13 protein-coding genes and 1 pseudogene are annotated in these 15,399 nt (G+C 64.6%); 5 read left to right on the plus strand and 9 right to left on the minus strand.

Going from position 1 to position 15,399, the window contains the following annotated elements; all coding sequences use genetic code 11:
* Positions 1 to 221 precede the first annotated feature (221 nt).
* The 8 genes from AC0L2U_RS15625 to AC0L2U_RS15660 form a co-directional block, all read right to left on the minus strand.
* Positions 222 to 1,178, minus strand: coding sequence for an alpha/beta hydrolase (locus AC0L2U_RS15625; protein ID WP_128289834.1), 957 nt, complete (start codon positions 1,176 to 1,178; stop codon positions 222 to 224).
* Entirely contained in the window at positions 1,175 to 1,855 is a 681-nt protein-coding gene (locus AC0L2U_RS15630) for an isochorismatase family protein (protein WP_128289838.1), read from the minus strand. The genes AC0L2U_RS15625 and AC0L2U_RS15630 overlap by 4 nt, the downstream gene beginning before the upstream one ends.
* A 355-nt stretch (positions 1,856 to 2,210) precedes the next feature.
* Positions 2,211 to 3,515: a M24 family metallopeptidase gene (locus AC0L2U_RS15635; RefSeq protein ID WP_473564950.1), complete on the minus strand. Its 1,305-nt coding sequence runs from the start codon at positions 3,513 to 3,515 to the stop codon at positions 2,211 to 2,213.
* A gap of 322 nt (positions 3,516 to 3,837) precedes the next feature.
* Positions 3,838 to 4,809: a GlxA family transcriptional regulator gene (locus tag AC0L2U_RS15640; RefSeq protein WP_292702422.1), complete on the minus strand. Its 972-nt coding sequence runs from the start codon at positions 4,807 to 4,809 to the stop codon at positions 3,838 to 3,840.
* A 246-nt stretch (positions 4,810 to 5,055) separates the two neighbouring features.
* Entirely contained in the window at positions 5,056 to 6,237 is a 1,182-nt protein-coding gene (locus AC0L2U_RS15645) for a trans-sulfuration enzyme family protein (protein WP_473602154.1), read from the minus strand.
* Positions 6,234 to 7,655, minus strand: a complete 1,422-nt coding sequence (locus tag AC0L2U_RS15650) for a pyridoxal-phosphate dependent enzyme (protein ID WP_127269717.1) — start codon at positions 7,653 to 7,655, stop codon at positions 6,234 to 6,236. The genes AC0L2U_RS15645 and AC0L2U_RS15650 overlap by 4 nt, the downstream gene beginning before the upstream one ends.
* Before the next feature lie 412 nt (positions 7,656 to 8,067).
* On the minus strand, positions 8,068 to 9,402 hold the full coding sequence (locus AC0L2U_RS15655) for an FAD/NAD(P)-binding protein (protein WP_127808551.1): 1,335 nt from the start codon (positions 9,400 to 9,402) through the stop codon (positions 8,068 to 8,070).
* 31 nt (positions 9,403 to 9,433) lie between these two features.
* On the minus strand, positions 9,434 to 9,910 hold the full coding sequence (locus AC0L2U_RS15660) for an RrF2 family transcriptional regulator (protein ID WP_127398778.1): 477 nt from the start codon (positions 9,908 to 9,910) through the stop codon (positions 9,434 to 9,436).
* Between the two features lie 693 nt (positions 9,911 to 10,603).
* Between AC0L2U_RS15660 and tauA the strand changes: the two genes are divergently transcribed.
* From tauA to AC0L2U_RS15680, 4 genes are all read left to right on the plus strand, one after another.
* Complete coding sequence (gene tauA / locus AC0L2U_RS15665; protein ID WP_128289784.1) at positions 10,604 to 11,617, plus strand: taurine ABC transporter substrate-binding protein; 1,014 nt, start codon at positions 10,604 to 10,606, stop codon at positions 11,615 to 11,617.
* Between the two features lie 162 nt (positions 11,618 to 11,779).
* A complete protein-coding gene (locus AC0L2U_RS15670; protein WP_292702429.1) occupies positions 11,780 to 12,589 on the plus strand; it encodes a taurine ABC transporter ATP-binding protein in 810 nt (269 codons plus the stop codon).
* Positions 12,586 to 13,446, plus strand: coding sequence for an ABC transporter permease subunit (locus tag AC0L2U_RS15675; protein WP_128364610.1), 861 nt, complete (start codon positions 12,586 to 12,588; stop codon positions 13,444 to 13,446). The genes AC0L2U_RS15670 and AC0L2U_RS15675 overlap by 4 nt, the downstream gene beginning before the upstream one ends.
* A 31-nt stretch (positions 13,447 to 13,477) precedes the next feature.
* The gene (locus AC0L2U_RS15680; RefSeq protein ID WP_127269227.1) at positions 13,478 to 13,663 is read left to right on the plus strand and encodes a hypothetical protein; all 186 of its coding nucleotides are present in this window, start codon (positions 13,478 to 13,480) and stop codon (positions 13,661 to 13,663) included.
* Positions 13,664 to 13,813: 150 nt separating this feature from the next.
* Here the strand turns inward: AC0L2U_RS15680 and AC0L2U_RS15685 are convergent.
* Positions 13,814 to 14,100: pseudogene (locus tag AC0L2U_RS15685) on the minus strand (GIY-YIG nuclease family protein).
* Between the two features lie 284 nt (positions 14,101 to 14,384).
* Here AC0L2U_RS15685 and AC0L2U_RS15690 point away from each other — a divergent pair.
* Positions 14,385 to 15,338, plus strand: a complete 954-nt coding sequence (locus AC0L2U_RS15690; protein WP_128289781.1) for a sulfonate ABC transporter substrate-binding protein — start codon at positions 14,385 to 14,387, stop codon at positions 15,336 to 15,338.
* The last annotated feature ends 61 nt before the right edge of the window (positions 15,339 to 15,399 follow it).

Below are 15,399 nucleotides of genomic sequence, written 5' to 3' on the forward strand. Positions count from 1 at the left end.
CAGTGGGATTCGGCAGTGCGCTTATGCTTTGCAGCCGCGCTGGGAGGAGATGTGCCAACGGCGCGGCGCAATCTCCCTCCTTGAGGGGGAGATGGCCGGCAGGCCAGAGGGGGTCGGTACGACGGGACTCGACCTCCTACTTTCAAAAAGATGATGCTAGCGCTCTACGCGCGACGACCCCCTCTGTCGCCTTCGGCGACATCTCCCCCTCAAGGGGGAGATTAGCGTTCCACCGTCGGCCACTCACCTCGGCCCAGCGCGCCGACCGCACCAACAATCCGCGCAAACGCCGCCGCCGCCGCCGGCACCGTCCTGCGTGCGCGCAGGAAGCTGTGCACCAGCCTCGGTTCCTCGTGCCACCAGGCCTTGCCGCCGGCGGCCACAATGCGGTCGCGGTAGGTCTCGCCATCCGACGACAGCGGGTCGCATTGCGCCGTGACGATCACCGTCGGCGGCAGGCCGGAGAAATCGGTGTCGCGCAGCGGCGAGAAGGTCGGGTCGTCGGGCGATTGCCGCCTGGCCGAGCGGACGTCGCGGTAGAAGGCGATGTCGGCCACGGATAGCAGCGGCGCCTCGGCGTGTTCGACATAGGAGCCTGCGGTCTCGTCGCCGCCGAGTTCGGGATAGATCAGCACTTGCCCGACCGCAGCTCTGATATGGCGGCGCGTCGCCTGCGCCACGGCGGCAGCGAGATTGCCGCCAGCGCTTTCGCCACACAGGACCAGCGGCAGGCCTGATGTGGCCGCCGCCCATTCGAAGGCGGCGACGGCATCGTCGAAGGCGGCGGGGTGGACGTGCTCCGGGGCCAGCCGGTAGTCGACCGACAGCAGGTCGAAACCGGTGCCGGCGCAGAGCTCGGCGCAAATGTCGTCATGGCTTTCCAGCCCGCCGAGGATGAAGCCGCCGCCGTGGTAGTAGATCACCATCGCCTTGGCGGCCTTGCCGGCAAGCCGGTAAAGGCGGATCGGGATGCCGCGGCCGGCGGCGGCGATCAGGCCATCGCTGGCCTTGACGCCAGGCGGGCGGCCCTGGTGGAAGGCGCGGCTCATATGGTCATAGACGGCGCGCTGCTTGTCGATCGGCAGGCCGAGGATTTCGGGCGGATACCAGCCGTTGACGGCGTCGATATAGGCCCAAAGGGCCGGGTCGAGCCGTGTTTCGTAGGGGCCGCGCGTCATAGGTCGGCGTAGAGCGCGGCCGCGTTGTCGAAGGAGAAGCGCAGCGGCACCGAGCCCTCGACCTGCCAGGCGGTGACGGTCTCGCCGGCCAGCAGCCGGCAGGCGCCATCGGTATCGGTGACGGCGCCGCCATAGAGCCGGTTGGCGAGGTTGAGGATGCCGGTCTGGTGCATGGCCGCGCTGCCGCTGCCGCAGGCATCCTTGACCAGCAGCACGCGAAAGCCCTTGGCCACCGCATCCTTGACCGACGCGTCGATGCAGGCCTCGGTCCAGACACCTGATATGACCAACCATTCGATGCCTGAAGACTTGATGTCGCGCGCCGCCGGCCCGGTGCGGAAGGCGCTGGCCTCGGCCTTGATCAGCAGCGCCTCGCCGTTGATCGGCGCCACCTCACGGCAGATCTCGGTCAGCGGATCGCTCTTGTCGGAGAAGGCCGACTTGCCGTCCGCACCGAGCGGATGAAACGGCCGGTCCTGGCTGTCGAGATCGACGATGTAGGCCCAGTGGTAAAGCGGCACATGGTTGCCCCGCGCCGCCGCCTGCAAGCGCTGGACGTTGGCGAGGATGCTGCTAAAGCCCTCGACCAGGTAGCGGGGGTCCTGCCGGTGCTCTTCCTGCAGGTCGATGAAGATCGCGGCCACGGTGCCGGGTTCGATGGCGATGGGGGTTTTCATGCGGATGCGCCTTGGTTGTGGGCGGGCGACACCGCTCTGTTTAGCGAGCTGGCGCAAGCAGCGGTGATTGGCCGGCGCCTCCCAACCTTCGTCATCCACGGGCGGAGCAGGAGCGAAGCTCCGTCGCGGAGACCCGAGGATCCATGCCGTGACGTTGATCGAATGGTGCAGCGGTGCAGAACTTGTACCGTTGCGGTGCATAGAGGTCGCGGCATGGATCCCTTGGGCTGCGAAGCAGCTCCAGGGGTCTGCGCCGCGTCGCTGCGCTCCTTGCTCCGCCCTAGGATGACGAAGCGATGGAAGGCTGCGACAGCAGCGAAGGCTCGCGATCCGGCGCCGGTGTACGAAACCGCCCTCAAACCTGCGTCTCCAGAAACTCGTCCTCATAAGGAAAGCGCGACAGAAGCTCTGTACCCGTCTCGGTGATCAGGATCTCGTCCTCCAGCTTGACGCCCTCGCGGCCGCCTTTCTCGCCGATATAGCTTTCCACGCTCACCACCATGCCTGGCACGATATGGCCGTCACGGCCATAGGTCTCGTAATCCATGGCATGCGCGATGAACGGCGTTTCGCCATGCATGCCGACGCCGTGCATGACCGAGGTGTAGCGCTGGTCGACGAAACGGTCCGGGATTTTCCAAGCCTTTTCGGCGATCTCGCGGAACGCCATGCCGGGTTTGACGATCGAGATGTTGTGCTGAACCTGGTCGTGCGCCATGCGGTAGAGCGACTTCTGGTAGGGCGTCGGCTTGCCCGGCCCGCAGCGGAAGGTGCGCGAGAAATCCGAATAATAGCCGTAGCAGCCGATCGTGTCGGTATCGAGCGCCAGCAGCTCGCCGGGCCGGATCTTGCGGCCGCTGGCCTCGTTGAACCACGGATTGGTACGCTGGCCCGATGTCAGCAGCCGCGTCTCGATGAACTCGCCGCCCTGGCGGATGACCTCGCCATACATGATGGCGAACAGTTCGTTTTCGGAGACGCCGGGCTTGATCGCCTCGCGCACCGCATAGACGGCGGCCTCGGCGCCGGCCATCGACACCTGCAGGCATTTGACTTCCTCGGGCGTCTTCACCGCGCGCACCGCCAGGATCTCGCCCTGGCAATCGCGAACCTCGCAGCCGCGCTTTTCCAGGGCGAGCGCCTGCAGATGGCTGCAGCGGTCGAGCCCGAGCTTCATCGAGCCGCCACCATGCTGCTTCAGAAGCTCGGCGATCTCGTCGGCGAACGGCCCGGCGGTCTCGTCGTCACGGCCGGAGACCGACGACCAGACGAGCTTGGAAGGACGCGCCTCGTCGATCGTGTCGAGCACCATCGAGACATGATAGCTCTGCGGATATTCGAACAGCACGATCGGCCCTTCGGTCGGGATGAAGAAATAGCGGGTCGAGTTGCGCAGGAAATAGCCGAACATGTTGCGCGAACCGGTGGCGTAGCGCTGGTTGTAGGGGTCGAACAACACGACGCCGCCATAGCCGGCGTCGCGCATCCAGCCGCGCAGCTTGGCCAGCCGGCCCTTGCGCAGGGCATCGGCATCGATGAAGGACGGCTCGGTGTCCGACAGCCACATGCCGCCGGCCGGATCGGCCGCGGCCGGGTGGCGCATGCGGTCCTTGAAGTCCACGTCCTGCGTGCTGTCGGGGTCGAAAACGACGATGCTCATTGGGGGTACGGCCTTGGCTGGGTTGCGAGGTCGGAGCATGGCGCAGGAGAGGCGGGAGAATTGTGCGGAAAACCGCGTGTGTTGTGCGGGATGCCGCTGGCTAATCGGTTACGTCGCGATCCTTCGCGCCCCCCTCTGCCCTGCCGGGCATCTCCCCCTCAAGGGGGGAGATTGGCAGTTTCGATGCCGCCGTTCTTTTCTTCAACATCTGAGATTAGCGAAAGCAGAGATGCAGTCCGATCTCCCCCCTTGAGGGGGAGATGTCCGGCAGGACAGAGGGGGGCGCTGTCCCGCCAACGTCACACCCGTCAGGGAGCGACACCTAATGCCGTCTCGCCAGTTTCGGCGGATGCCCGTGCTCTTCCCGAAACGCCCGGGCAAAACTCGACATCGATGCAAACCCACACGCCAGCGCCACGTCGCGCACGGCGAGCGTCGAATGCGCCAGCAGATCGGCGGCGCGTTTCAGCCTGAGCCGCCGATAATAGCCGTTGGGCGAGATGGCGAGTTCGGACCTAAAACTGCGCTCGAGCTTGTCTGATGAGACGCCGAGCTTTGCGGTCAGCTCGGCCATGCCGAGCCGCTCCTCGACCGCGTCCTCCATGATGGCGATGGCCGACAGCACCAGCTCGTTGCGGACGCCGGTGCGCAGCCGCAAGGGCATCATCTTGCGGTCTATGCTGGAGCGCAGCTGGCTGTGCACGAACCATTCGGCGACGCCGGCGGCAAGCTCGACGCCGTAGTCGCGGGTGATGATCTCCAGCATCATGTCGAGGCTGCCGACGCCGCCGGCCGAGGTGAAGCGCTTGCGGTCGATGACATAGAGGTCACGCCTGAGCTCGATGTTGGAGAAGGCTTCGGTGAAGGCGGCCTGGCTGGTCCAGTGCAAGGTGCAGGCATGGCCGTCGAGCAGGCCGGCGCGGGCGAGGAAGAACGCCGCATCCGCCACCGCGCCGATATGGGCGCCATTACGCAGGCTCTTGCGGATCCAGTGTGCCGCGTCCTCGGCGACGAGGTGATCGGCATCGCCGCCCGAGCAGACGACGATGCGGTCGACCTTGGGCGCGTCCTCGGCGTAAAAACCCGGCTGGATGACGACGCCGTTCGAGGCCTCGACCGAGCCTTTCGTGCCACCGACGATGATCCAGCGATAGCATTCTCTTTTCGCCAGGACATTGGCGGCACGCAGCGGCTCGATGACGGAGCTGAACGCCATCATCGGAAAGCCGGGGAAGACCAGCACCGCGAAGGTGAGGGGAGTGTCGGTGGGTTTGGGTGGGGCGTGTGTAGCCATGGGGCGCTACATTTCGGGCAGATGGGGTGCGGGGTCAATTGGGCTGATGCTTGAACCTGGAACGTCAGCGCCGCCCCTCACCTGCCTGCCGGCATCCTCTCCCCGTAAACGGGGCGAGGGGCACTGTTATCGGCGCTTACGCCAATCACCGGCGGCCGCGGTTAGCGTCTTTCTCCCCGTCGCTATACGGAGAGAAATGCCCGGCAGGGCAATGAGAGGCGGCGCCGATTTTGGCGATCTGAGGGTCTATCCCCCCAGCGCCTGCTCCAGATCCGCGATCAGATCATCTCCATCCTCGATCCCCGCCGACAATCTTACCAGCGAATCCGATATGCCGATCTCGGCCCGTTTCTCGGCCGGAATGGAGCCATGCGTCATCAGTGCCGGATGCTCGATCAGGCTCTCCACGCCGCCGAGGCTTTCGGCCAGCGTGAACAGCTGCGTGCGTTCGAGGAACTTTTTGGTGCCGGCGAGGTCGCGGTCGAGCACGGCTGTGATCATGCCGCCGAAGGCGTGCATCTGCTGGACGGCGACGGCGTGCTGCGGGTGGCTGGCGAGGCCGGGATAGATGACGCGGCGCACGTCGCGGCGCGCTTCCAGCCACTGCGCGATCTTCAGCCCGTTGGCGGAATGACGCTCCATCCTGAGCGCCAGCGTCTTCAGCCCGCGCAGCGCCAGAAAGCTGTCGAACGGGCCCGATATGGCGCCGATGGCGTTCTGCAGGAATTTCAGCTGGGCGGCGAGGTCCTTGTTGTCGCCGACCACGGCGACGCCGCCGACCATGTCGGAATGGCCGTTGAGATATTTGGTCGTCGAATGCACGACGATGTCGATGCCGAGCTCCAGCGGCCGCTGGATATAGGGGCTGCAGAAGGTGTTGTCGGCGACCGACAAAATGCCCTTGCGTTTGGCGAGTGCGGCGACGCCTTCGAGGTCGACGATGCGCAGCAGCGGGTTGGTCGGCGTTTCGACCCACAGCATTTTTGTCTCGGGCCGGATCGCGGCCTCGACGGCGGCGAGGTCGGTGAAGTCGACGAACGAGACCTGCAGGTTGGCCGAGCGTTTGCGCACCCGCTCCATCAGCCGGAACGAGCCGCCATAGATGTCGTCGGTGGCGACGATGTGGGCGCCGGAATCGAGCAGCTCCAGCACGGTGGCGATCGCCGCCAGGCCGGACGCGAAGGCAAAGGCGGCCGTACCGCTTTCGAGGTCGGCCACGGCGCGCTCGAAGGCAAAGCGCGTCGGGTTCTGGCTGCGGGCGTATTCAAAGCCCTTGTGCACGCCGGGCGATTGCTGGGCAAAGGTCGAGGTGGCGTAGATCGGCACCATCACCGCGCCGGTCAGCGGATCGTGGCTCTGGCCGCCATGGATGGTGCGCGTCGAGAAGGCCAGGCGGTTCTTGCCCGGTGGTGGTGTTTCAGCGGTCATCGTGCGCGCCTCAGATGGTTGATCAGGTCGATGCGGGTAATCAGGCCGACGAACTCGTCGCCGTCGAAGATGATGGCGACCTCGTTGCGGTCGAAGACCGGCAGCAGCGCATCCAGCGTCTGGCTGGCCTGCAGCGTGTGCAGATTGGAGGTCATCGCCGTGCGCACCGGGCCGTTGAAGCGCTCCCAGCGGCCGTCATAGGGGCCGTCGACCTTGGCCAGGATGTCGCTTTCGTCGACGATGCCGACGAGCTTGCCATTGTCGAGCACCGGCAGCTGCGAGACATCGGAACGGCGCATGCGGCCATAGGCGTTGAGCAGGCTTTCGTCCGGGCCGACATAGACGGTGTCGCCGGTGCGGTGCGAGCGCATCACCAGATCGCGCAGGTCGCCATGCTGCTCGTGCTCGGCCAGCCCCTGCTCCGCCAGCCAGAAATCGTCGAACACTTTCGACAGGTATTTGTTGCCGCTGTCGCAGACGAAGGTGACGACGCGTTTGGGCACCGTCTGCTCGCGGCAATAGCGCAGCGCGGCGGACAAAAGCGTGCCCGAGGATGAGCCGGCGAGGATACCTTCCTTCGACAAGAGGTCGCGCACCGCCAGCATGCTCTGCTTGTCGGGGATCGAATAGGCCTTCTTGACCAGCGACAGATCGGCGTTGGGCGGCACGAAATCCTCGCCGATGCCTTCGACGGTCCAGCTGCCGGCCTCTTCCATCTTGCCGGTCTTGATCAGCGGCGCCAGCACCGAGCCGACCGGATCGGCAAGCACCATTTCGGTCTTCGGCGACACTTTGGCGAAGTAGCGGCCAAGCCCGGTCAGCGTACCGCCGGAGCCGACGCCGACGACCACCGCATCGACGTCACCGTCGAGCTGCGAAAAGATCTCCGGGCCGGTGGTGGTTTCATGCGCCAGCGGATTGGCCGGGTTGGCGAACTGGTTGGCATAGAAGGCGCCGGGCGTTTCCGCCGCGATCTTCTCGGCCATGTCCTGGTAATATTCGGCATGGCCCTTGCCGACGTCGGAGCGCGTCATGCGCACTTCGGCGCCGAGCGCGCGCAGATGCTGGATCTTTTCGCGCGACATCTTGTCTGGCACGACCAGCACGATGCGGTAGCCCTTGGGGATGCCGACCTGGGCAAGGCCGAGGCCGGTATTGCCGGCGGTCGCCTCGACGATGGTGCCGCCGCGCCGGAGCTTGCCCTGCTTTTCAGCCGCGGCGATCATCGACAGCGCGATACGGTCCTTGATCGAGCCGCCGGGGTTCTGGCTTTCGAGCTTGATGAACAGCCGGCATTTGCCGGTATCGAATTTGGTCAGCTCGACAACCGGCGTCTGGCCGATCAGGTCGAGCACCGATTTGTAGGGCGGACGCAGGCGGGATAATTCGTCGGCTGCGGCGATCTCATGCTCGCTCATATCGATGCTCCATGACCAAGCGACCGCCTCTGGGCAGGGCGGCAGCGTATCCTCTTTTCCAGCCCTTTGCAGTCGGAAAGAAGATAGATCGTGCCAATCAACCGGCCAGATGCGGAATGAAATTCCGGGTTTGGGTTGGCGAGAGTCGCTTCGAAGTCAGGCGAACCCTCCGCGCGTTCGTCATCCTAGGGCGAAGCGACGCGAAGCGGAGCGTCGACCCTAGGATCCATGCCGTGACATTGGTCGAAGAATGCAGCGGTGCAGAATTAATTTAGAAGCATCCGGCTGCATCGACAGGTTTGCACCGCCGCAAAGCTCGCAGGTCGCGGCATGGATCCTAGGGTCTCCGCGACGTCGCTTCGCTCCTGCTCCGCCCTAGGATGACGACGGCGTTGGGGTTTGCGCGGAGCTCTCACCCCAGCAGCTGCTTGCTCAGCCTCGCACACTGCACGCGGATATCGGGAATGGCGTCGATCTCGAAGAAGGTGCCGCGCGTCAGCGGGCCGACGGCGAGGATCTTGGCCGAGATGGTTCCGTCGCCGGCGATGATCTCGCATTTGGCCGATACATCGAGGCCGATGCGCAGCGGATCCGGCCGTGCCAGGCCGCGGTCGACCAGCGAGCGCACGACGCTGTTCGATGAGGTCGAGATGTCCCTGACGATACCAGAGCAATCGTAGATGCGGGCGACCTCGAAGGTCTCGAGACGCTGCGTGTGGCGCGACTGGACCTGGACGGTGAATTCGCCGTTGCGCGCGATGTCGACGACGCGGCCGGCGACCAGGCGGATGCGGCCGGATTGCACGGCTTCGGTGACACGGGCGTAGACCTCGGGCGCCATGCGATGGCGGTGGATGTCCCACCAGGCCTTGGTGTGCTCGACGAAGCGGCGCTTGGCGGAAGCCGGCCAGTTCTGCCAGATCTTCTGGTTGAACGGCCGCAGGCCGTCGACGACGTCGCGCCAGTCGATGCCGGCCTTCTGGTTTTCCTTGATCAGGTCGCGGAACCAGCCGACGAAATAGGAGAGCTGCGTGCCGAGCGGAATGTCGGCGACGTCGAGCTTGATCGGATTGCCCTTGCGATGCGGCGAGGGCAACAGGCCGCGCCGCGACACAGCTATGATGTCGCCGCGATGGCCGCGCTGTTCCAGCGCCAGGAAGGCATCGACCATGCTCAGGCCGGTGCCCAGCACCATGACGCCGGCGTCGGTCGGAAGTGCTGTATCGGCTTCCGATCCCATCCTGATGGCATGGCCTTGCGCCGGCTCCTCGTCGTGGCCGGTGGCCAGCACGGCGAGATGCGCAACGACGCTGGTGCCGTTGGCCAGCGCCACTTCGACACCGGATGCGGTGGGCGTGATCGAGAGGCTTTCCTCGCGGATCAACCGAAGCCGCCCGGTCTGCTTTTCGCGCGCCTGCAGCTCGTCGAGCAACTCGCCGAGGTAACGGGCATAGATGCTGCGCGGCGCATAGAAGGGCGCCTGCTCGGCCGTTGCCAGGCCGCGCTCCTGCAGCCAGCGCCAGAAATTGCCGGGATCGTCGGCATAGGCGCTCATGCCGGCGGCACTGACATTCAAGACATGCGCCGACAGCAGCGTCGAATAGGCGATGCCCTGGCCGAAATGCGGGCGCCTTTCGATCAGCGTGACGCGCAGGTCGGGATTGGGCGACTTCAGGAGATGTGCGGCCAGCACGACGCCGCTGGCGCCGCCGCCGACAATGATGATGGAGTTGGCGCGCCCGGTCATAGGCGTGCCTTCGCTCTGCGCAACGCCAGTGTCAGGCCTGGACCTTCACCGCGAGCGGCAGATCGCCGATGTCCCTCGCAACCGGCGGGTCGTCGAGAGAGATATCGCGCATTTCGGCGAGGCTGCGCTGATCGAGCACCTCGGCGATCGCCTGCCGGACCTCGAGCATCAGATATCGGACTTGGCATGTCGCCTCGTTGCAATCTTCACAGCGCTGGTACTGGGTGCGGCTGGCGCAGGGGATCGGCGCCAGCGGACCGTCGAGGACGCGCACGACATGGCCGACCTTGATTTCGTCGGCAGCGCGCGCCAGGCGGTAGCCGCCATCCTTGCCCTTGCGGCTCTGGACGAAGCCGGCGTTGCGCAACTCGCCCAGGATGGCGTCGAGAAATTTCTTCGGGATGTTGTTGCCGGTGGCAATGTCGTTGACGAAGGCGAGCTGTCCGGCCGGCAATCGCGCGAGGTGGACAAGCGCCTTGAGGCCGTACTTACCCTTTTTCGTGAGCATGAAATCAAAATTTCTCTGGCATGCGACGGCATGGAACCATCGGTTGCAAAACGCCTGGCGGGCGTTGCCGCCGCGTCCAAGCCCGCATGACACATAAATTCTAGTGACATGATGTACAAGCCGAGAACTGCTGATTTTGCTTTGTTTTCAAGCCGCGCCGGCCACTTTGGCCAGCCTTTGTGCCCACAGGGACACAAAAGCGCACGACTTTGAGGGCGCGATCGTCGCGATATGGTGACTGCTCATCGTCGCCTCCAGTCTCAATGTCGATAAGATTACTATACTTACCCTCGAACACGCGGGATAGGTTTTCTAAATGGGCCGTTGTTTGAGGTATGGATTTGCCTGATATTGGCCTGGGTAAGAACCTATCATTCGTGCGTGAACGGCACAGAGTTGAGTACCGAAGCGTACCTAACTTCGTCATTCACGGGCGGAGCAGGAGCGAAGCTCCGTCGCGCAGACCATAGGATGACGAAGCCGGGAGGCTCGCGGAGCGCCATTCTTGTTCGTATGCGATTTGTCATCGGGGCGATGATGGCGGTTGCAGCCGCCATATGCGCTCGGGTGCTCCGTCACCGACAGCTTTTTTCTAACAAGCCCGTCTCGGTTGGAAGGATTTAACTCTACAAACCTAATAGAATTAGCGGACTATCATGGGGCATTCCGATTTTTCTCTTTCAGGAGCCCTTCATGTTCACCATTTCGCGACGCATTGTTCTCCTCTCGTCGGCGGCGCTTGCCGGCGCGGCCTTCCTCGGCCCGGCCCATGCCGACGACCTCAAAATCACCATCGGCTATCAAACGGTGGTCGAGCCTTCGAAAGTGCCGCAGGCCGACGGCGCCTATGAAAAGGAGACGAAGGCAGTAATCGACTGGCGCAAATTCGATTCCGGCGCCGATGTCATCGCCGCAGTCGCTTCCGGCTCGGTCGATATCGGCTATGTCGGCTCGAGCCCGCTGGCGGCGGCGGCTAGCCGCGAATTGCCGATCCAGACCATCTTTATAGTCGGCCTGATCGGCGAATCCGAGGCGCTGGTGGCGCGCAACGGCGCCGGCATCGAGAAAGTCGCCGACCTCGCCGGCAAGAAGGTCGCGGTGCCCTTCGTCTCGACGACGCACTACAGCCTGCTCGCCGCGCTGAAGCATGAGGGCGTGGATCCGAAGTCGGTCGAGATCCTCAATCTCAGGCCTCCGGAAATCGCCGCCGCCTTTTCGCGCGGCGACATCGACGCCGCTTATGTCTGGGATCCGGCGCTCGGCCAGATCAAGACGACGGGCAAGGTGGTGGTGGATTCCTCGCAGGTCGCCGCCTGGGGCGCGCCAACCTTCGACGCCTGGATCGTGCGCACCGACTTCGCCGAAAAGAACCCGGAAGCGGTGCGCGACTTCGTCAAGGTGACGGGCGCGTCCTATGCCGAGTTCCTCGCCAAACCCGGCGCCTGGTCGGTGTCGTCGCCGCAGGCAGCCGCGATCGCCAAGCTCACCGGCGCCAAGCTGGAAGAAGTGCCGCAGCTGCTCAAGGGCTATGTCTTCCCAACGCTCGAAGAGCAGGCCTCCGACAAATTCCTCGGCGGCGGCACGGTCAAGGCGGTGGAAGCGACATCCGCCTTCCTCAAGGAGCAAGGCAAGATCGACGCCGTGCTGCCGGACTATTCGAAATACGTGTCGTCGAAATACGTCACAGAGGCGCTTGCCTCGAACTAGTACTCGCTTAACGCAATTCCGGACGGAAAACCGCTTCACACTTTTCCTGGAATTGCTCTGAACCCGGCCCGCGCGCTTCTTCCCTGACGCCGCGTGTTGACTGCCCCGGAACCGCTGACGAGCGCCGGGGCCGTCGGATTTCAACGAAATTGCGAGGCATCCATGCCGCATCTCGTGCTCGACCCCCATCTCGTACTGGACCCCCATCTCGTGCTGGACAAGGTCTCGATCCACTATGACGGCCAGGCGGAGCCTGCCGTCGAGCTTGTGTCGATCGATGTCGCCAAGGGCGATTTCGTCGTGCTGGTGGGCCGGTCCGGCTGCGGCAAGACCTCGCTGCTCAACGTCGCCGCCGGCCTTGTCGCGCCGGCACGCGGGCGCGCCTCCATCAACGGCAAGCCGATCACCGCACCTGGTTCGGACCGGGCGGTGGTGTTCCAGAACGACGCGCTGTTTCCATGGCTGACGGCGCGCGAAAACGTTGCCTTCGCGCTCAGGCTGCGCGGTGTCAGGCCAGCCGAGCGGGCGCGGCGCGCCGATGAGTTGCTGGCGCTGGTGAAGCTCACCGACGCCGGCGACAAGCGCATCTGGGAGCTTTCCGGCGGCATGCGCCAGCGCGTCGGCCTGGCCCGGGCGCTCGCCGCCGAACCGGAATTCCTGCTGCTCGACGAACCGCTCGGCGCGCTCGATGCGCTGACGCGCGAGCGCATGCAGACGACGCTGCTCGATTTATGGACGGCAAGCGAGGTCGGCGTGCTGATGGTGACGCATGGCATCGAGGAGGCGCTGGTGCTGGCCACCCGCATCCTCGTGCTGGCGCCCGGTCCGGGCCGCGTGGTGCGGACTTTTGAACCCGGCTTCTCCAGGCGCTACGCATCGGGCGAAGCCGTCCGCACCATCAAGGCCGATCCGGCTTTTGCGATGGCGCGCGGCGAGTTGACCGACGCGATCTTCGAAGGAGAGGCGGCATGACCGTTACTTCCTACACGGAGCGACCGGGGCACAAGATCGACGAGGCCGATGGCCTGTCGGTGCCGTGGTCACGACCCAGCCCGAAGCGCAAAGGCGTTTCCGCGCGCGCGGTCAGCGCGGTGACCATCCTGGTGGTGCTGGCGCTGTGGGCGCTGTCGGCCCGCCTGCAACTGGTGTCACCGGTGTTCCTGCCCTCGCCTGCCGCCGTGTGGAACAAGTTCATCACCGTCGCCCGTGACGGCTTCGTCGATGCTACGCTGCTGCAGCATGCCGTCGCCAGCCTGGGCCGGGTATTCGCCGCGCTGGTCGCCGCCCTTGCCATTGGCGTGCCGGTTGGTCTCGCCATCGGCATCAGCACCATCGGGCGCGGCATCTTCGATCCGCTGCTGGAATTCCTGCGGCCGATCCCGCCGCTCGCCTACCTGCCGCTGGTCATCATCTGGTTCGGCATCGGCGAGCCGTCGAAGATCCTGGTGATCGCCATTGCCATGCTGGCGCCGGTGGCGCTGTCGACCGCGTCCGGCGTTCGCGGCGTCTCGCAGGAACGCATCAACGCGGCGCGCTCGCTGGGCGCTACCCAGCGCCAAGTGGTCCGCCACGTCATCCTGCCCAGCGCGTTGCCGTCGATCCTGACCGGTCTGCGCATCGCGCTCGGCGCCGGCTGGTCGACGCTGGTGGCGGCCGAACTGGTGGCGGCGACACGCGGGCTTGGCTTCATGATCCAGTCGGCCGCCCAGTTCCTCGTCACCGACGTGGTGGTGATGGGCATATTGGTGATCGCGGCCATCGCCTTCGTGCTCGAATTCACCATCCGCAGGATCGAGCGCGTGCTCGTCCCGTGGGCGGGACGCGAATGATCCGAGCCCAGAGGAGCAGGAGAGAATGACGATGACCCATTCCACCGCCGTGCTGTTCGCCCAAGCCGGTAACTGGCTTCTCGCCTGGACCAGGGAAAGCCAGCCGCCAGAACAGCAACCGAAATCGCCAACGCCGGTCCGCTGGGACGCCGAGCGCGACCGCCTGCCGCCACGCGACGAGAGTTTTTACTGGGCCTGGCAGTATTGGTCGCAGTGAAGGGGGTGGCGCACGATTCATGTCACGAAGACGGCCTAACCCTGGTTTCGTCATCCTAGGGCGAAGCAAGGAGCGAAGCGACGCGCGCAGACCCTAGGATCCATGCCGCGACGGTGATGTTATGCTCCGGCGGTGAAAGAAACCGAGCGCCTACCAGCCGGTTCCACGAAAGAGCTCGAACCACTCTGGATTGGCTTTTTCGATCAATCGATCTTCCATTGACGTGGCCAGCGCTTCAGTGACTTCTCGCGCTGGATGGCATCGGTGATGTCGAAATACTCCTCGTACCAGACAAGGCGTTGCACGCCGTAGCGACTGGTGAAGCGCGAGCCCTCACCGGATTTGTGCTCCGGCATGCGGCGGCCGAGATCGTTGGTGACGCCGATGTAGATCGTACCGCGCTTCTGACTCGCGGTCATGTAGACGTAGCCGGTCATGGTTTCAGGGTAACAAGCCTCGGTGCGCGGACAAGCGCCATTCTGATCCGTAGCGTTCTAAGGCAAACGTCACGGCATGGATCCTAGGGTCTGCGCCGCGTCGCTTCGCTCCTTGCTCCGCCCTAGGATGACGAAGGAAGGGTCGCTGCAGAAAATATTTCCGCCGTTCGCAACGAACTCGCAAAATCATTCCTCTACTAACTTTATAGAACTACCTAGCCTGATCCATCTTCCAACCGGCGAGGCCATTTCCGGCGCCGATCCGCAGCGAAGGAGAGGGATCAATGTTCAATCTAACGAGACGTGTTTTCGGCATCGGCCTGCTGGCGGCGACGGTTGCCGTGTCATCCGGCGCCACAGCGCAGGAGCTGAAGCAGCTCAGCATCGGCTATCAGAAGACCGGCCTGCCGGTGATCGCCAGGCAGCAGCAGGTGATCGAAAAGGCCCTTGAAGACAAGGGCGTGACGGTCAAATGGGTCGAGTTCACCGCCGGTCCGCCGCTCGTGGAGGCGCTCAATGTCGGCGCCATCGATGTCGGCTGGACCGGCGACGCACCGCCGATCTTCGGCCAGTCGGCCGGCGCCAACATCGTCTATGCGGCAGCGCTGCCGTCGAACGGCGAGGGCGAGGCGATCTTCGTCAAGCCGGCGTCGCCGATCCAGTCCGTCGCCGATCTCAAGGGCAAGCGCGTCGGTGTCGGCAAGGGCACCAGCGCGCATAATCTGCTTGTCGCCGCACTGGAAAAGGCTGGCATTGCCTTCGACCAGATCACGCCGGTCTATCTCAGCCCGGCGGATGCGGCCGCAGCCTTCGCCAGCGACCAGATCGATGCCTGGAGCGTTTGGGATCCGTTCTTCGCCATCGCCGAAACCCGCTACCTGCCGCGTGTGCTGGCCCGCTCCAGCGAGGTGCTCAAGGTCAACACCTATTTCCTCGCCAACAAGGATTTCGCCAAGGCGCACCCCGAAACCATCACAACGACGATATCGGCCCTTGGCGAGGCGGCGAAATGGGCCGACCAGAACCGCGACAAGGTGGCCGCGGCGCTGCATGAGGTGACCGGTGTGCCGCTCGACGCGCAGATCATCGCCGCCAACCGCACCAAGTTCGGCATCTTTCCGATCACCGACGAGATCATCGCCGGCCAGCAGGCCACCGCCGACCGCTTCTACAAGCTCGGGCTGATCCCGAAAGCGGTCCGCATCTCCGACGCGGTGTGGACGGCACCCGGCAACTAACTTGTCCCCTGACGGCGCCGGGTGAGTACGCCCGGCGCCATTTGCGTTTGCACCCATATCT

It is taken from the genome of Mesorhizobium sp. WSM4808 (assembly GCF_055811675.1).